The 17,357-nt window shown below is 54.6% G+C and carries 14 protein-coding genes; 3 read left to right on the top strand and 11 right to left on the bottom strand.

The window, feature by feature from the left end; translation table 11 throughout:
• Nucleotides 1-2: 2 nt before the first annotated feature.
• Nucleotides 3-4,235, top strand: a complete 4,233-nt coding sequence (locus tag C5Y96_RS14450; protein ID WP_146115664.1) for a c-type cytochrome — start codon at nucleotides 3-5, stop codon at nucleotides 4,233-4,235.
• A gap of 10 nt (nucleotides 4,236-4,245) precedes the next feature.
• On the opposite strand, the gene speA is transcribed toward C5Y96_RS14450, so the two are convergent.
• Nucleotides 4,246-6,150 carry a biosynthetic arginine decarboxylase gene (gene speA / locus C5Y96_RS14445; RefSeq protein WP_105354602.1) on the bottom strand — a complete coding sequence of 635 codons (1,905 nt, stop codon included), beginning with the start codon at nucleotides 6,148-6,150 and terminating at the stop codon, nucleotides 4,246-4,248.
• Nucleotides 6,151-6,298: 148 nt separating this feature from the next.
• Between speA and C5Y96_RS14440 the strand changes: the two genes are divergently transcribed.
• On the top strand, nucleotides 6,299-7,186 hold the full coding sequence (locus C5Y96_RS14440) for a hypothetical protein (RefSeq protein WP_105354599.1): 888 nt from the start codon (nucleotides 6,299-6,301) through the stop codon (nucleotides 7,184-7,186).
• Here the strand turns inward: C5Y96_RS14440 and C5Y96_RS14435 are convergent.
• The 10 genes from C5Y96_RS14435 to C5Y96_RS14390 all read right to left on the bottom strand — a co-directional run bounded on the left by C5Y96_RS14435 (nucleotide 7,183) and on the right by C5Y96_RS14390 (nucleotide 15,978).
• On the bottom strand, nucleotides 7,183-7,923 hold the full coding sequence (locus C5Y96_RS14435; RefSeq protein ID WP_105354597.1) for a hypothetical protein: 741 nt from the start codon (nucleotides 7,921-7,923) through the stop codon (nucleotides 7,183-7,185). The two genes, C5Y96_RS14440 and C5Y96_RS14435, sit on opposite strands and share 4 nt — an antisense overlap.
• Nucleotides 7,924-8,046: 123 nt before the next feature.
• On the bottom strand, nucleotides 8,047-9,264 hold the full coding sequence (locus tag C5Y96_RS14430; RefSeq protein WP_105354595.1) for a hypothetical protein: 1,218 nt from the start codon (nucleotides 9,262-9,264) through the stop codon (nucleotides 8,047-8,049).
• A 234-nt stretch (nucleotides 9,265-9,498) separates the two neighbouring features.
• Complete coding sequence (locus C5Y96_RS14425) at nucleotides 9,499-9,918, bottom strand: hypothetical protein (protein WP_105354593.1); 420 nt, start codon at nucleotides 9,916-9,918, stop codon at nucleotides 9,499-9,501.
• Between the two features lie 4 nt (nucleotides 9,919-9,922).
• The gene (locus tag C5Y96_RS27815) at nucleotides 9,923-10,159 is read right to left on the bottom strand and encodes a YjbQ family protein (RefSeq protein WP_261341395.1); all 237 of its coding nucleotides are present in this window, start codon (nucleotides 10,157-10,159) and stop codon (nucleotides 9,923-9,925) included.
• A gap of 139 nt (nucleotides 10,160-10,298) precedes the next feature.
• Nucleotides 10,299-10,526, bottom strand: coding sequence for a hypothetical protein (locus C5Y96_RS14415; RefSeq protein ID WP_105354590.1), 228 nt, complete (start codon nucleotides 10,524-10,526; stop codon nucleotides 10,299-10,301).
• 3 nt (nucleotides 10,527-10,529) lie between these two features.
• Nucleotides 10,530-10,964, bottom strand: a complete 435-nt coding sequence (locus tag C5Y96_RS14410; protein WP_105354587.1) for a secondary thiamine-phosphate synthase enzyme YjbQ — start codon at nucleotides 10,962-10,964, stop codon at nucleotides 10,530-10,532.
• A 247-nt stretch (nucleotides 10,965-11,211) separates the two neighbouring features.
• A complete protein-coding gene (locus tag C5Y96_RS14405; protein ID WP_233198969.1) occupies nucleotides 11,212-11,679 on the bottom strand; it encodes a carboxypeptidase regulatory-like domain-containing protein in 468 nt (155 codons plus the stop codon).
• A gap of 103 nt (nucleotides 11,680-11,782) precedes the next feature.
• Nucleotides 11,783-12,763 (bottom strand): DUF1559 domain-containing protein, encoded by a 981-nt coding sequence (locus C5Y96_RS14400; RefSeq protein WP_105354585.1) that lies wholly within the window; start codon nucleotides 12,761-12,763, stop codon nucleotides 11,783-11,785.
• 375 nt (nucleotides 12,764-13,138) lie between these two features.
• Nucleotides 13,139-13,939, bottom strand: coding sequence for an endonuclease/exonuclease/phosphatase family protein (locus tag C5Y96_RS14395; protein ID WP_105354582.1), 801 nt, complete (start codon nucleotides 13,937-13,939; stop codon nucleotides 13,139-13,141).
• Between the two features lie 14 nt (nucleotides 13,940-13,953).
• Nucleotides 13,954-15,978 (bottom strand): FAD-dependent oxidoreductase, encoded by a 2,025-nt coding sequence (locus tag C5Y96_RS14390; protein ID WP_105354580.1) that lies wholly within the window; start codon nucleotides 15,976-15,978, stop codon nucleotides 13,954-13,956.
• A 498-nt stretch (nucleotides 15,979-16,476) separates the two neighbouring features.
• Between C5Y96_RS14390 and C5Y96_RS14385 the strand changes: the two genes are divergently transcribed.
• Nucleotides 16,477-17,283 (top strand): glycosyltransferase, encoded by an 807-nt coding sequence (locus C5Y96_RS14385; protein WP_199188707.1) that lies wholly within the window; start codon nucleotides 16,477-16,479, stop codon nucleotides 17,281-17,283.
• The last annotated feature ends 74 nt before the right edge of the window (nucleotides 17,284-17,357 follow it).

Here is a 17,357-nt window from a genome sequence, read left to right as displayed (position 1 = left end):
CCGTGCGATACCTTCCTTTAGCGTTCACGATGGCCGCCCTCCTCACTGCCGGCCTCGCCAGCCCACTGCTAGCTCAGTTCGAAGATGACTTTCGCTCGGGCCTGATCACTACCATCCAAGGCAGCGACGGCTCGCACTGCGTCCGCATCGATCCCACGATCTCGTTCAATTGGCAGCGTAGTTCCCCAGACGTCCGTGTCAGCGATGGCAAGTTCAGTGCACGGTGGGATGGGCTTCTGCTGAGCCGAACCTCGGGCAACTACACCCTTTATGCCTTTGTCTGCGGCAAGGTCCGCGTAAAGCTCGAAGGAGAAGTCGTCCTGGAAGCCAACACGCAGACACCCCAGTGGGTAACCGGCAAGCCGCTACCAATGAAGTTCGACTGGCATCCAATTCAAATCGATTTCGCCAAGACACAGCCCAACGCAGAATTTCGTCTGTTCTGGGCTGGCCCCGATTTCCCTCTGGAACCCATCTCCGCCGAGTACTTCTTCCACGATATCGACAAGACAATCGAACAGCCCTTTAACCATGGACGAGAACTGATCGCTGGTTACCGCTGCACATCATGCCATGACATTCAACAGCAGCCGCCTGCGGAGAAAGCCCCATCCCTGGCGCAGTTGGATGGCAACATTTCAGAAAGCTGGCTGCAATCGTGGCTGAAAGATAATGGGCAGGAAAAAGACACCTTACGCAGGATGCCCCACTTCGATCTTTCTGACGACGATGTCAAAGCCGTCACCGAATACCTTCTGTCAGAATCCAAACGGCGAGAGAAGACGAAAGATCTGCCGGTAAAGGGATCAGCCGCCAGCGGCCAGAACCTGGTACTTAGCCTGGGATGCACTGCTTGCCACCAGATAGGAGAACTTGGCCGTGCGGACGTGATGGGTGGCCCAGACCTGACAAATGTTGCCGCGAAACGTCCCAAAGAGTTCTTTGCGACTTGGCTCAAGGATCCAGCCAAACTGAACGCCGATCACCGAATGCCTGTCTACGACCTAAATGATAAAGAACGAGACGACATCACGGCCTACCTGGCGACACTCACCGAAGACAAGTCGATCGCAAAGACGCCCGTACGCAAGTTCAACGAACTGCTTATGAAGCGGGGCCGCGAGATCATCGCTGCCAATCGCTGCAACACTTGCCACGCGCTTCCTGGCGATGCCCCGAAGTCCACCCAGCCTCTGCAAACCGCGTTAACACCTGGCAACTTGTGGCAGGCCGGATGCATGGATCAGCCAAATCCTCAGAAGGGGCAGCCAGGGTATCGCTTGGCCCAGGAAGATCAGGATGCAATCACAACCTATATTCGCGAAGTGTCTCGGGCCAAGCACGAGAAGTCTGATACGCCAGACGCGGCCTGGGTCCTGACGAAAAACAACTGCTTTGCCTGTCACCCCCGAGGCACGAAGCCTGGCTTGGGAGAAACGGCAAAGCAAGTTGCCGATGCCCACTCCGATTTGGTGTCGCAGCTACCAGCGATGGTTCCTCCTTCGCTCAACAGTGTCGGCGATAAGCTACATGACGATGCGTTGCTGGCGGCTATTCGTCGTAGCGAATGGAGCCATCGCCCTTGGCTAAAAGTGCGGATGCCGAAGTTCCAGCTCTCACCTGAAGAACAGCAGGCACTGGTCAATTACTTCGTCACGCAGGATCGCATCCCTGAAAAGGCACCCGCCTCGCTTGAAATACCTGAACTGGATGGCCTTGCCGCGACCGTCGCGGGATCGCGTCTGGTAACTACTGATGGTTTCGGCTGCACTAGCTGCCACCAGGTCGGCACGATGATCCCCCCCAAGGCTCCGCTCAACGCAAAGGGGCCTGACCTGTCGATGCTAGGCAAGCGAATCCGCGAGCCCTGGTTCTACCGCTGGGTACACGATCCAGCTCGAATCGTCCCACGCATGGAAATGCCCAGCGTGAAGCTGCCTGTCCAAGGCGTTCTCGACAACAACGTCGACACCCAACTGGCCGCCGTCTGGAAGGTGCTCAATACGCCAGACTTCACTCCCCCCAAACCCGATCCCGTCCGCATTGTTCGCTTCAACGGAACACGAACGGAGACCTCGCGCCCAGTAGTGCTGACCGATGTCATCAAACTGACCGACAAGGATGTCCTGATCAAACCCTTCCTCGTCGGCCTGCCCAACCGCAACAACGTGCTATACGACCTGGAAAGTGGCAAGCTGCTGCAGTGGTGGGTCGGCGATGTGGCTCGCCAGCGTAGCGAAGGAAAGACCTGGCACTGGGAGATCGGCGCTCGAGGCCTGCTGAGAGATGCCAGCCAACAACCCGAGATTCGCCTGCTGATCGACAATAATGGCACTCCACCGGAACCAGCACGTGACGGCCAGTTCATCACGCGATTTCGTGACATTCGCTACGAAGGGGACAAATTGATCTGGTCCCACACGCTGTATTTCGTGCAGGGGGGAGAATATTACGACATTGATGTCGTGGAAACGTGGCAACCCCTGTGGTCGGAAGATGGCAAACCGATCAATGGCTTCCACCGCACGATGCAGTTCCAGAATGTTCCCGATGGGGCCAGCATCGTCCTGCACCTTCCCCAGAAAACGCTTGCTGGGGAACTGCTTCGCGATCGAACATCCACGGGTGACCAACCGACGCAGCGATACGAAGCTGGAAACATTTCTTTCCACATCAAAAATCAACCCAACATCACCTACGGCGATGACGCAACCGTTTGGCTCCGGCCAGGCGAAAATCATACGATCGACATGACCGTACGGCTCGAGCTGCCAGGCGAAACACTTGCCCAGCAGCCGCCAATTCCGGTTCGTAAGTCGAACGCCGTCGAGCTCGACATCGTGCCAGGATGGTCTGCTACGCGTCTCCCCATTACGACCGAGATGATGCCTATCGCCATGGACTGGCAGCCCAACGGAAGCCTGATCGCTGGCTCCCTCAAAGGGCGATTGTGGAAGCTGGTCGATAGCGATGGCGATGGCCTGGAAGACACCTACACACAATTTGGCGACGAGTACGCGGCTCCTTACGGCATCAAGGCGTACGACAAATACATCGATGTCGTCAACAAATATGCCCTGCTTCGTCTCTGGGACGAGGATGGTGATGGAGTCGTCGAGAAGGTGACCAACCTGGCCCATGGCTGGGGACACACCGAAGACTACCATGACTGGGTTGTCGGCTTGCCTCAGGATGAAGAAGGCAACTACTACCTGGCCGTTCCTTGCCAACAAGACAAGCGTACTCCCGAAGCTGCCGCTTTGCGTGGAACGGTGCTTAAGCTGATTCCCGACACGCTCGATCCCGCAAAACAAACGTTTCGCCTGGAAGAACTCACCGCCGGTCACAGATTCCCGATGGGCATTGCCCGCAACAGTCGAGGGGAACTGTACGTGACCGACAACCAGGGGAATTTCAATCCGTTCAACGAATTGAATCACGTCGTGCCGGGGCTGCGATATGGCTTCATCAATGCGATTGATCGCACGCCTGGATTCAATCCGCCAGAAACACCTCCGTCGATCGCGATACCGCATCCGTGGACACGCAGCGTGAATGGCATTTGCTTCCTCGAAACCCCTAAAACGGAACGCGAGCGATTGGGTTATGACCTGTATGGACCTTGGGAAGGGGACTTAGTGGGGTGCGAATACGATACTCGTCGCTTAGTGCGTATGAGCCTGGAAGAGGTCGACGGTGTCATGCAAGGGGCCATCTACCCCATGACCATCGATCCACCGCAAGATGTCGAAAAAGGACTTCTCGGCCCGATCAGCTGCGCGGTTGCCCCAGATGGCGATCTGTACATCGGCAACATTCGCGACGCCGGATGGGGTGGTGGAAACAACATCGGTTCGTTCACCCGGATGCGTCCCAAGTCGGTTCATCTACCGCTGGGAATCGACGAGGTAACGGCGACGCCAACCGGCTTTAAGGTTCGCTTTACTGACCAGATCGATGCCACACATGGCGGCTTGCCTAGCAACTACACCGTGGCATCCTACACACGCGTTTCGACCCCGGCCTACGGGGGCGACGATCAACAGCGTCGGTTGGAAAGCGTCGAAAAAATCGACGTCTCTCCAGACCGGTTGGAAGCGACCATCACGCTGGAAGCTCCCCTCCGCGAAGGTTTCGTCTACGAGATCTTCCTGGACGACGAGATCGCCGGCGATCAAGGAAAGCTGTGGCCCAAGGAAGCCCACTACACGCTACGCAAGCTGAAAGCTCCGTAGTGGCGAGGATTTATTCCAAGTAGGTGTAACCTCGCAGGCCTGATTCATAGAACTTCATGATCATACCTGCTTCCTTGGCCTCGATGGCCCCACGCTTGATCGACTGTTCCACGCTGCGCTGCATCTGCCGAGTCAACTCTTCTTCGTTGAACTGCATGTAATGCAGCACTTCTTGCACCGTATCCCCCTTGATGATGTGCGTGAAAGAAGGTTCGCCTTGGTCGTCGATTTCGACGTGGACCGCGTTCGTGTCGCCAAACAAGTTGTGCAGGTCTCCCAGCACTTCCTGATACGCCCCGACCAGGAAGGCACCCATGTAATACGGATTGCCGTCGTAGCGGTGCAGTTGCAGCGTTCGCTTCACGTGGCGGCGATCGATGAACTGATCAATCTTGCCATCGCTGTCGCAGGTAATATCACCAATCACGGCGTGCCGTTGTGGCTCTTCATTCAGCCGATGGATCGGCATGATAGGGAACAACTGGTTGATGGCCCAGTTATCTGGTAGCGACTGAAACAACGAGAAATTACAGAAGTAGGTATCGCAGAGCATCCGATCGAGGCCTTCAAACTCTTCCGGCACGTGATCGAGCTCGCTGATGAGTCCGCGAATCTTGAAGCAAAGATTCCAGTACAACGTTTCCGCTTCGCTGCGCTGCTCTAAGGTCAGGTTGCCGTTGCCGAACATCGACAAGGCCATGTCCAGCGCCATTTGAGCATCGTGAAAGCTCTCCAATACGGTACGCGGACCAACCGAAGCATACGCCTCTTTCAGGTCACGCAGTGGTGTTGGAGTGTCTTCATCGAACTCCTGCTTCAGCTCACCCAGCCCTTGTTCGGCCACGCCTAACGTACCGAAGACCAGCACGCTATGGAAAGCGACAACGGCGCGGCCACTTTCCGACAATAAATGCGGATGAGGAACCTCGGCTTCGTTGCAGATCGACTGAACGTGCGAGACCACGTCGCGAGCGTATTCGTCCAGTGTGTAATTCATGCTGGAATGGAAGTCGGTTTGCGAACCGTCATAATCGACGCCCAGACCGCCACCAACGTCCAAGTACTTCAAACCGGCACCACGCTTGACCAGATCGACATAGATTCGGGCTGCTTCGATCAGCGCAGTTTTCACGTAGCGAATGTTACTGACCTGGCTCCCCTGGTGGTAGTGCAACAGGTTGAAGCAGTCTTCCATGCCGTGCGATTTGAGTTCGTCCAAGGCCCGCAGAACTTCCGTCACGGTCAGGCCGAACTTGCTGTGGTAGCCACCGCTGGCCGACCAACGCCCTTTCCCTCGCGATGCCAGTTTCACACGAAAGCCGATCTTGGGTCGCACGCCAATTTCTTTGGCGGTCTTAAGAATGAGTGCCAGCTCGGTGTACTTCTCGACCACAGGGATGATCGTGCGGCCAAGTTTCTGGCCGTACATGGCGATCTCGATGTATTCTTCGTCTTTGAATCCGTTACAGATGATCGGTGTATTTTCGTCCGTCATCGCAATCACAGCCAAAAGCTCTGGCTTGCTGCCTGCTTCTAAACCGAAACCAAAAGGGCGGCCGTAGTCCAACACTTCTTCGACCACGTGTCGCTGCTGATTCACCTTGATCGGGTAGATGCACGAGTACTTGTTTTGGTAATCGTATTCCGAGATGGCTGTTGCGAAGGCGTTGTTGATCTCCCCCAGGCGGTTTTGCAGAATCTCGCTGAAACGCAGCAAGATCGGCAGATCGATCCCGCGGGCCTCGAGCCGATCGACCACGGTCTTCAGATCGATCGCTTTATCCGCAGACTTCGAGGGATGGACCAGTAGGTGCCCTTCTTCACTGACGCTGAAATAGCTCTTTCCCCACCGGTCAACTTCGTACAGATCGGTAGAATCGGCGGCGGTCCACCGGTTGCCATTCTCTTTCAGCATAAGTTCCACTCTCCTGGGGCGTGCAGAACGATTTTGGGACGCCAGCCGACTACCACGGGACAAACGTTTCTCCCTGTCGGTTGCAATCGGCTGCGGCGAAAGAGATGATTTTAGAACATGAACCCACCCCAACGGAAGGAACCTAAGGATGAATCTGGAACTTCGCTGGCAAGAAAATACTTGGACAAGTTGCTTGCATGCCGCCCAGATTCTCGCGGGCAATCCTCCCTTAGGGGTTTCTGAAGAGCTGGTGAACGCCGTAGCCCCGGCCGCGAAACGTCTGGTCAGCGAGCTTCAAACGGCTCAAATTGCGCCCAAACTATTCTGGAGACACGCTTTACCCCTATCGGCGCAGCTCGATGGGAAGGTCGAACTGGCCAAAGCGGTCCTTCGCAAGACCCACGGACTGGAAGCGAGTGAGTCGAGCTTTGCGACCTCCATTGGCGGTGCTCTATCCGACCTTGCCAATACGTACTCGCTAGCGGTTCCCAAAGCCGCGGAAGAACTTATTCTTCGCCGTCGTCCCCTACGCGAGGCCTGGGAAGCACGCGGCCCCGGCCTGCTCTACTTTCTTCAACGGGTTTTGCCAGAAGAGTTCTTGCCGGAAACAGCCGACGTGATCTTGGTACTTCCGATCAGTGGAGGCCGCGGCACGGCACACCTGGCCTATAACAGTGTTCGCCTGGAGGGGATGCTCTACGACCCGCATCCCCAACTTCCTGAAGTAGCCCGACTGGGCTGGTTGCTCTCGCAACTGAATCTGGACCTCCCCAAGTACAGCGAAGAAATCGATCCCGACCGCATCGGTCTCATCGCGCGGCTAGCCACCTTGCCTGGCATCTTGTACGCGGCAGAAGAAGTAGAACTGGTCAGGCCTGGGACGGTAACCCTGGCCGATTCCATGAAGCTTTGGCAGGTAACCCACATCGGGCACGAGACACTCGCCGAAATCGTCCAGCAGTGGTGGCAAACCCAAGAAACCCGCCAGGCACCATGGCGGGTTGCGCTGATGGCATTAGACCGAATGGTCGACTAACGAACAAACATCAATTCGCTGCCGCTGAGCTGCCAACAGTCCATGGCATACGAAACGGCAAACTCGTCATCTTGGTGATCGTCCCCCAGTGTTGCGAATGAAATCGATCGCTTGAGCAAGTACTCCCTTAGCGAGTATTTATTCAACTGCCGGATACACTCGCGAAAATCAACGTTCACATCCGCAGGCAAAAAGAACGGCTGGTCCCCAAAAATCGCCGCGTGCTGGAAGTAACGATCAAAATCTAGCACTTTACAGACATAGACATCGTCGTAATGGTCGAGAACACGAAAGATGCCATCGTCCGGTAGCTGATCTTCGTCATCTCGAAATCGAGCAAGATCGCTGATCATGACCGCCGTATCATCCAATGTCGTTTTTGCTGCCAGGTTATCAGGAACACGGAAGCCACGTACGACCGGGCTCTTGATAAACGACTCGACGGAATCATAACAGAGCGGTAAAACCAAATCGGACGCGTCAAAATCTCCAATAGTGAGAAGGGAGGAATGCATCGAGATACTCGACAGATAGACAATCGCAGGCCGTGATACATCGAGCATACGAAGCTGTTCGAGTTGAGTTCTACCGTTTTTCCCGTAGGAAAAGAGGGGCTTGTCAACTATTTGTGGCAAAGCGTCAAAACGCTCTCCGAGCTTCGATGCCAACTTCGTAAAGTGCGTACGCCCACCATTGGGATAATCAAAATCGAATAGTGCGACAAACGTGCGGAGCATCGAAGACGTATCCCTGAAAGCCTCAATAATAGCTCCCTATCCGGACAAGCGAATTCGCATTGTGGTTCGCTTTCCCGTGTGAATGCCTGAAGCTTACACAAGAGCCTCTTGCGTAAGCATCCGTCACTGGAACCAAACGGCAAACACCAGGAACCGTCCCTCGAACGTACGCGAAAGGGTCCTGGCCGTATCCATCGAAACCTTGTCCCCTTCTTCCAGGTAAGGTAGCGCCGACACGCCATGTACCCAGCCGATCAAATCGAAATTAGTCGGCTCGGTAAATACGCGGCGCAAGTTGATTCCGCGTCCATCGTTGACTCGCCAGTGGGGAAGCAACTTCTTCCCCTCTAGAACCTCCTCGGCCTCGTTCAGAAACGCCGCCCAACCTGCGACCCGAGCCTCGTTCACCGTCAGTGGCGTCAGGCTCGTTTGCTTGGCATTGGGAATCCATTCGCGATCATTATCCGTTTCCTGAGTGCAATACTGCCAGACCAACCTGCTTTGCGAGATCATCGTCAGCAGATGCTGCCGAGCTACTTCCATACGCTCGGGTTCAACCAGTTCGAACTTCATGAGATGGACCGTTAGCACGGCGTCGGCAATCTGATCCATAAAATTGTTCTGCCGATCGGTGTGCAACTCCGCCAAAGGTGACTCCACTCCCTCGAAGAAAATGGACGCCGTGTTGGCAAAGAATTCGCTCGTATCGGAGGCCAGGTACGCTTCCGCCATCGCTCGAAGTAGGTGGGTATAACCAATCATCCAATGAACGTCGGCCTTATCGAAGCCAATTTCAAATCGCTGCTCATCTTCATCCAGCTTGGCAGCCCTCCAGGCAACCGCGGTGAAGACCTTCCAGAAAGTTTCGCCATCTTCTGCTTTGCCGTCGCCGTTGAGGTCCATGCGTACCATCCCGACCGGCAGTTTCAGCTTGACCTCCGGATCGTCGACCTTGGCAAGTTCAGCTTCAGCGATTGCCAGATCATCGATGAACTGTTGCAGAACGGCTCGCCACTTCTCATACGTCAGCTCTTCTGGATCAGGATTCTTCGGCACCGGCATTCGCACAAAAGGAGCCCGCGGGGCATCTGGCCGCAGCCCATAGCGATACAAGTTCTGCGACAAATTCTCCGCCGCGATCAGCACCGAAAAGATCCCCACGGCATACTGCGCTTCGGAGTCTTTCGGTGCCTCGGCAACGCGGGCCTGCATCGCAGCTTTGCCGTCGGCCAACTTCCCTTCAATCAGAAATCCTTCGACATCGGTGGAAGTCGTTTCGGCATGTGCCTGGACTGCCAGCGTGGCAAGAACGGTCAGCGTCAAAGAAATACGCATGAACATGGTGGGCGTTCCTAGGATGAGAGCCTATCGAGCAGAAAAGTCCAGGGTCGCACATTGGTGCGACGCATGGCGCGTTTATAAGTGGTACTAAGAGTGAACGCGAAAAGTTTACGCAAACGGGACTAATTTCTTTTCCCGAACCCAACCTGATAATACCAGTCCATCGAAGAGCAATTTCCGCCATATATTTGCATCCGAGCCAATACCCGGCGCAGAGATGGGCAGGGTCAGATGTCATGCATCTTGCCACCTTACTTCGAGTGGCCGCCATCCCACACCACTCCATTCCGGGTCGTTCCTCACCCGAAACTCTGCTTTCTGGCGAATTGCAATCGCAGGATCAATTTGCAGGCGTCGCTCAAGCAATCGCTCTAACTCCTCATGCCTTTCTCGATCTTCGGGCAAAGCAGGGTGCGTTTCACCGGTCGCTGTGCCTTGATGAAATGCCGTCTCCCACCTGCGCCAAATCGCCCAGTCTTCAAGAGCCAATGAGAATGTCGTCGAGTCGATTGCCATTAACAGAAATGTGTCTACATCCAAGTCATTACCATCGCTCCACTCAGACTCGAAGACATTCGAGATTCCTTGAAAATCCGCAATGCCTCGTCTCGGCCCGTCATACCAATCAGTCAGCGTATGGACGACTTCGAACATCGCATCACTCTCCGATCACCTTCAATAACACCCGCTTCCGCCGTCGCCCATCAAACTCGTAGTAAAAGATATGCTCCCACGGTCCCAGGTGCAGCTTGCCTTTGGTAATCGCCACCACCACCTCACGCCCCATGACTTGCCGCTTATGGTGAGCGTCGGCATTGTCTTCGCCGGTGCGGTTGTGCAGGCAGCCGCCGCTAGCCGGATCGGTGCCAGGGTTGAAGGGGACGAGCTCTTCCAGCCAGCGGTCCTAGTCCTGGTGAAGGCCGCTTTCGTTGTCGTTGATGAAGACGCTCGCCGTGATGTGCATCGCGTTCCCGAAACACATTGTTTAACACACTGCCTTTCATGGTTTCGGGAACGACAAGGAGAGAAAAATGCTAGGTATCTTGGATGCCAAGCCGACGGCGAAGCCACTTTCGTCCTTCATCCAAATTCTCACCATTCTCCCATTGGCAGAGCAACTGCAATGCTTCAGGCTCATCAAAGGCCTTCCGGTTCGCATTGTGCAACCGACGAATCATCTCCTCCATGTCAGGCGGAAATGCACGTATGCCATGCACAAGAAGGTCCGTCAACGGATGGTCGCCAGGTTTTCCGCCAGGCATCGCTCACTCCCCAATAATCTTGACCAAGATCCGCTTCCGCCGTCGCCCATCAAACTCGTAGTAGAAGATGTGCTCCCACGGTCCCAGGTGCAGCTTGCCTTTGGTGATAGCCACCACCACCTCGCGCCCCATGATTTGCCGTTTATGGTGGGCATCGGCGTTGTCTTCGCCGGTGCGGTTGTGCAGGTAGCCGCCGCTAGCCGGGTCGGTGCCGGGATTGAAGGGGACAAGTTCTTCCAGCCAACGGTCGTAGTCCTGGTGCAGGCCGCTTTCGTTGTCGTTGATGAAGACGCTGGCCGTGATGTGCATTGCGTTTACGAGTATCAACCCATCGGTTATGCCGCTCTCGGCAACCAGTTGCTCGACCTCGTTATGAATCGAAATGATCGCCCGACGCTTGGGCACATCCATCCAAAGTTCTTTTGTCAGTGTTTTCATTACTACCTCCGGTTGCTCATTGTAACGGGCGAACCAGGAAGACGCAGCCAAAGGACGCACCTGTCATAGGCTCGGAGCCTCGGCGGGGTTGTGTACCAGCCAAGGGGCCAAGCGTCCCGTAGAACGGCGGCTAACGCCCAAGCAAACGGCGACTGGTACTTTCAAGTGATTGTAGCCGATCGACCCAGCGCATGAAAAAAGGCTTGCTAGTGTGGCAAGCCTTTTCGCTCAATCGAGTTGACAATGCTTACTTGCTAGAACTAGTAAGTTCAAAGTCAAAAGTGTTGTTGCCTGGTTGGACGTCGGCTTCCAACTCACTCTTGATGTTGTAGCGAGCAGGAATTTTCGGCTTACCGGATTTGAACTTGCCAGGTCGCTTGTTGCTGACAGTTTCCGTATCTGCTTCAGCGTCGGCAGAGTCATCTTCCTCTTCGCTCGGTGCGACTTCCACACGATTGTGGCCGACCTTAGCTCCGCGCGTCTGGCGAATGTAGGTCAGTTCGTACTTCCCTTCAGCATCGGTGCGACCGCGGGCCGGACGGCCGCTATCAGGTTGAAAGACGACGACAACACCGCTCAGCGGCTTCCCGTCGAACGTGATGGTTCCGTGCACCTGACCCAAGTCTGGCTGATCGCTAGATCCACCACAGCCTGTCAGACATAGCAGCATTACCGTCAAGGCCAGCACCAGGTGACCAGCTTGTTTCGACTTCACTGTACAACTCCGTAGTATGGCTTGAATGGGATGAAATCTTCAGCTTGGTGGCCGTGCCGCCGCATAATTGGCGACGCGGCCTGTTTGCAATGAATTCCGGGGATTAGAAATCGCCCAGGACTTCACCTTCGGCACGGGTGCTAAGCCCCTGGTAGGTCGGCATGTCCATGTTTTCCGAAAGGAAACGGACGCTTCCGTCACCCATGAGGAACTGAGCCCCACCGGCATGCCAGCTACCGGCCGCTTCTTCCGAGCCGCCATTGATCGGATCGTTGCTTTCAGCGGCGATCAAGTATTCCGTCATCTCGTTAGGTGGATTGCCGTCAGCACCACCCGAGAACATAGCATGTCGGTCGCAGCCGCTGCTAAATTGGCCGATGGTATCACCGCCCGTGTCGGGAACCTCACTCACGAAGATCGTGTTGGAGAGACCGTCACGCACGTCAGCAAACCGAGTCCGGCTGTCGACGTAGAAGATCCCGTTGCCATTCATGCAGCCCCAAGGATCTGTTTTCATGTCGTTGAGATCGGCTACGCCTGTGCAGATACAATCATCGTTGCCATTTCCGATTCGGGTACCCATGTTGCCGTTGTAATTGGATGGCTGGTCTGCGACCGCATACTTCTGTGCACCATTGCGGACGTCTGGCTGCGAGGGGCACCAGAATGCCATCACGTCGGTCTCCAGAGCAATCAGTGCCTTTCCAGAGGTTGTGCTGCCCGATTCGTTGCCAAACCCATCTGACCCCTGGATTGCATCATACAACGTCTTTTGTTCGAGGAACGGCAAAATGTTTGAGTGCCACGTCCAGCCGTGCCCGCTGTAGTTCGTACCAGCCGAATTAGGCATCCCTTGGTTGGCGGCGGACAGACTCAGAAATGTGTCGTGATAGTTGTGAAGCGCCAGTCCGATTTGCTTCAGGTTGTTCTGGCACTGCATTCTGCGGGCCGCTTCGCGGGCTTGTTGCACGGCCGGCAAAAGCAGAGCAATTAAAACCCCGATGATCGCGATCACCACCAATAGTTCCACCAGAGTAAAACCATTTCGCCCGGCTTCCGCTCGACGTGTGATTGGATAACTCATCTGCCTCACTCTTAATTAATTAAAGCGTTATAATTCAACGATTCCACTAAACCTCTTAGTGATCGCTACCGTTCCGATTGCGATGACGGTAATAGAAATGGAACGAGATGAATCCACAATCGCTTTTTCCGCAGGCCGTGGACAATTCACCGAATCTAAATAATGGCCGCTTTTTGCCCTCGCCCTTTGGGGGTCAACTTTGTTGCATAAGAGAGAGTCTTCTGCGCAATACAGAGATTAGAAATAAATCCGGTGACACTGTTAATTTTTGCTGATGCGGGCAGCCGCAACACTAAGACCAAGAAAAGACCTGTTTAGAGTCGTTTCATTCGTGTTGGTGCCACGTTCAAGTAAATCCCTTGAGGCGAGTGGACGCTAATTCGCAGAAGTACCGCTCCACTCAATAACGGCGAGAATGCCGAGATGGTCCGAAGCAACAGGCGCGTCGAGCACACGGCACTCGACGACCTTCCACCCCTGCTGGGGACGAAGCAGGATGTAATCGATTTGCCGAGTCGGTTTTCCACTGGGAATCGTAGGAAGAATCTCTCGATTGGATCGTGTCCACTTTTGTTCCAGCAGCGCAAGCGTTTTACTCTCTGGCACCGCATTCAAGTCGCCGGCCAACAGGGCAGGGCGCTCGCCCCAGTCTTGAATCAATTGAGCAATCGTCTCGCTCGAAGCAATACGCTCCTGGTCGTCAGGCCGATAGTCGAAATGAGTGGCCAGGACTTTCAGCGGTTGCTTGAGCCCCGGTAGCGTGATATCGGCCTCCATGACCCCGCGTTGTTCGCCGCCTGCCAGCGACGGAAGACGATGATTTCTGGCAGAGATGGAAGCATACCGGGTCAAAACGGCGTTGCCGTAATGCCCCCCTTGGAGATCAATGTTCCCTCCAAAGACATAGTTCATCTTTAGCAGTTTGGCGAGCTCGGCTGCCTGATCGATGTTGCCCGTCCGCTGGGTGTTTTGGTCGACTTCCTGCAGAACAATAATATCAGGCTGGGCATCGCTTAAGACTTGCGCGATGCGCGAGAGGTCGAGCTTTCCGTCAGTTCCTTCACCGTGGTGAATGTTGTAGCTGACAACCCGGATCCGTGTTGGCTCTTCCGCGATCGCCGCTGACGCAACACCAAGCGTCAGCAGTATAAGAAGATAGGTTTGCAAAGCAGGCATCGAACGTTTCACATCTAGGGAACAGGTACAAGCACTACCGCATCAGCAACGACGTAGCCGTTGACGCCTTCATTGGTGAGCGTGATCACCGTCTCACCACTCAGATCGAACTTGCCCAGCGAGACAAAGACCTTGTCGACACTAGGTGTCTTCTTCTGATTGATCGTCCCCGAGTAGACCTGCTTCCCTTGCGAGGTGACCGTTACCGGCACGTTCGAGGCCCGATTCGGATTGCTGGAATAGGCAATGCGGACGTCATACTTGCCAGCTTCCAGTTTCGAAACCTCAAAGGCAATCGACTTTTTGCCTTGCCCTTTGTTATCATCGTGGACATAGCCGGTTCCAACATATCCCGAAACCGAGCTGCTGACGGGCCACTCGCCCGTCTTCTTGGCCTGCGTGTCGTCGACCACAACACCTTCCAGCTTCTTTGGATCAATCACCTGCTTGGGATAGGAAGGCTTACGTTCCATTTGCAGAACCTGTCCATCCTTCAACAGTCGATCGCTCAGTTCAGCATATTCAATATCCTGGACAGCGATCTTCTGGTCGATGGCCATACAAGCCGCGGTGGCAGCCGATTGCCCGAGGATCATGAAGACAGGCTCCATCCGGATCGAACCGTAGGCAATGTGCGATGAAGAAACGCAGACCGGTACCAACAGGTTCGTGCATTCCTCTTTCTTCGGCGTCACACTGTCATAGCTGATCGGGTAAGGGCCGCCTGGGCTGATCTGGATATCCCCTTCGTTGCGGACATGTCCCTTATCCGTGACATACCGCTGAACGTTATGCGAGTCCATGTTATAGGAACCCATCCCAATACTCTTGGGCGTGGGTACCTGGGCTCGCAGCATCGGCTCGCACATCACAACCGGGCCAACCATTCGTCGAGCTTCGCGGACGTAGATCTGATGCGGCCAGTTGCCGTTGTCGACGAATTCATCCTTGGCCAAGCCCCACTTGTTCATCCGATCCTGAATATCCTGGGGGATAGAAGGATCGTTGGCAATAAAGTAGAGCCAGCCCTTCTGATACGTTTCGTGCTCTTGAATGATTTCCTTGCGACGCTCGTACGAGGCTTCCGGATAGTCGTAGTTCATCCCAATATTGTCGGTCGAGAACGCCCCATGGTTGTTTGTATCGGTCTTGAAGTTAGGAGCCGGATCGAACTTGTTGAAGACACCCTTCCAGCCACCCTTGAGGTAACGAGCCAGTAAAGCGTATTGCTTTGGATCGTAACCTTCTGGCTTGGGGAACTTGACCTGGTTGTCAGCCGCCGTGGTCAAACACATGCGGAAACAGTAGGCCTGAATCTTGTCGTCGCCACTTCCATCGGGTCCTGGCTTCGCAGTAGAAATGCGTGGCAACAGCCCGCTACTCGGATCCCCTTCTACCACATACGGATCGGTTGGGTATTCGAATTGATGGCTATGAGCCCGGGTAGCTTGCACCCCATTGATCGTTTCACCATAAACATCGTTCGACTCACGACCGACGTGATACGAAACGCCGGCCGCAGCCATCAGGTCTCCTTCGTAAGTCGTATCGAGGAAAATCTTTCCGGTGTAGGTATTCCCATCGAGGGTCGTAATGCTGACGATCTTGCCGTCGACCTTCTTTACACCATTCTTACGATCGAGCCACTGATCGCGGACGACAGGTATCTTGTACTCGTCGACCAGTTGCTCGAACACCTTTTCGGCTACGTGGGGTTCGAAAACCCACATCGCGTTGTCATTCGCGCGATAGCGACTGTACTGTTCAGGCTTTTGCTGACGCCAAGCACTATCTTGGTCGTAGTGCTTTTTGACACGCTCGTAGAAGTCGAGCGATAGCCCGCCGATAGCGTTTTTGTCGCCACTGTCTGTCCATCCCAAGCCGCCGCTGGAGAGACCACCGAGATGCTTGTCTGGCGAAACGATAACGACCGTCTTTCCCATTTTCTTGGCTTGCACGGCAGCGGTAATGGCAGCCGAGGTTCCCCCATAAATGACAACGTCGTAATCTTGAGGGGCAGCGACTAGCGAAGTTGCCATGGTAGACAACGCAATAGCAAACGCGGCAAGACATCGAATCACAGGGAGAACTCCAAAAAGGCAGGGGTTTTTGAGGTTCTATTATGGTAGCCCAAAGATAAGGTGGATCAATCCGCCTTGTCTCCCGACTTGCGTTGCCTTATCTGCCAATGCGACCCAAGGTGAATCAAAACAACTAAGGCGAGTTACATACCCGTTAACTGGGCTAAAGACACTCGCGATGCGGTCCCGATATCGACGACATGGCGATATCTTGCCTGATTTGCCTGATCGAAATCCCCACTAATACGAATTCCCAGCAGGGCTTACCGTGCCGAATGACTCCCAGTGGTCAGCGACAGAGAACTTCATGAAACGCTAACCATCTAGGACGTTTCGAGAGAGTTGGGCGAATTTATACTCAGGGAATAGGTCGATTCTTCATTATGCTCGGTAACCCAGGCCATTATGTCAGAGCACCCTTGTTCTTCGCCCCAGCAGCCCTTGGTTTCTGTTGTCATGGGCGTCTGGAATCCTCACCCCAAGCACTTTCCTGAAGTAGTCGAAAGCATTCTCGCGCAGACCTATCAGAATCTACAGATCATCTTGATTGAAGATCCCTCAGAACGTGACGGTCGTGAGATGGTAGGCCACTTAAAAGATGACCGGCTCACCCATATCCGTAACGAGCAGCGAACCAGTTTGCCTGATCAACTCAACAAAGGACTAGGCCTGGCTACGGCGGATCTGATCGCGCGGGGGGATGCGGACGATATTTGGGAACCGCATCGCGTTGCGACTCAGGTCCAGTGCTTTGACAACGACCCAGACCTGGTCGTTCTAGGAAGCACGTTAAACATCATCGACGATAACGGCACTCATCTCGGCTATCGCGACTACCCTCGCAAGCATGAGGATATTGTCCGAGCACTCCGCCGATATTGCCCCATCGCACAGCCTGTTGTGATGTTCCGGCGCGAAGCGGTCATGAAGTTAGGTGGATACCACAAAGACTTTTATGTGGAAGACTATGATCTTTGGTGCCGCCTGGCCAAAGCAGGTGCGAAGTTTGAGAACTACCCCGAACCGCTGGTTCGCTATCGCGTTCACCCCGAAGGTATGAAGAGCACCAAGCTCAAAAAACAACTCGGGGAAACCATTCGCATGAAAGAGGCCCACTTTCGTGGTCAGATGGTCGCAGCCGATCACATGCGTCTGCTGGCCGAGCGGGCCTTGATGTGGATGCCAAGCAAATTCGTGCTATGGCTGTTTGGACAAATGACCTTCAGCAAGCATCTTCCTTCCTCCAACCAGGCAGGCCCCTAGGCCCAATGTTGGCACGCTTTATGCATTACGGGTAAGTGAATTGAACCACGCCTATTGCAAAGGGAGCAACAACC

Origin of the sequence: Blastopirellula marina (assembly GCF_002967715.1) — a bacterium.
GTDB lineage: Bacteria > Planctomycetota > Planctomycetia > Pirellulales > Pirellulaceae > Bremerella > Bremerella marina_B.
Note: the sequence above shows the minus strand (reverse complement) of the source record. Positions and strands in the feature narration are given on the sequence as shown.

Coding starts and splice junctions, on each gene's coding strand:
- speA (WP_105354602.1), bottom strand. CDS start 6,150: ATGCTGAAAGAGAATGGCAACCGGTGGACCGCCGCCGATTCTACCGAT.
- C5Y96_RS14440 (WP_105354599.1), top strand. CDS start 6,299: ATGAATCTGGAACTTCGCTGGCAAGAAAATACTTGGACAAGTTGCTTG.
- C5Y96_RS14435 (WP_105354597.1), bottom strand. CDS start 7,923: ATGCTCCGCACGTTTGTCGCACTATTCGATTTTGATTATCCCAATGGT.
- C5Y96_RS14430 (WP_105354595.1), bottom strand. CDS start 9,264: ATGTTCATGCGTATTTCTTTGACGCTGACCGTTCTTGCCACGCTGGCA.
- C5Y96_RS14425 (WP_105354593.1), bottom strand. CDS start 9,918: ATGTTCGAAGTCGTCCATACGCTGACTGATTGGTATGACGGGCCGAGA.
- C5Y96_RS14415 (WP_105354590.1), bottom strand. CDS start 10,526: ATGCCTGGCGGAAAACCTGGCGACCATCCGTTGACGGACCTTCTTGTG.
- C5Y96_RS14410 (WP_105354587.1), bottom strand. CDS start 10,964: ATGAAAACACTGACAAAAGAACTTTGGATGGATGTGCCCAAGCGTCGG.
- C5Y96_RS14400 (WP_105354585.1), bottom strand. CDS start 12,763: ATGAGTTATCCAATCACACGTCGAGCGGAAGCCGGGCGAAATGGTTTT.
- C5Y96_RS14395 (WP_105354582.1), bottom strand. CDS start 13,939: ATGCCTGCTTTGCAAACCTATCTTCTTATACTGCTGACGCTTGGTGTT.
- C5Y96_RS14390 (WP_105354580.1), bottom strand. CDS start 15,978: ATGGCAACTTCGCTAGTCGCTGCCCCTCAAGATTACGACGTTGTCATT.
- C5Y96_RS14385 (WP_199188707.1), top strand. CDS start 16,477: ATGGGCGTCTGGAATCCTCACCCCAAGCACTTTCCTGAAGTAGTCGAA.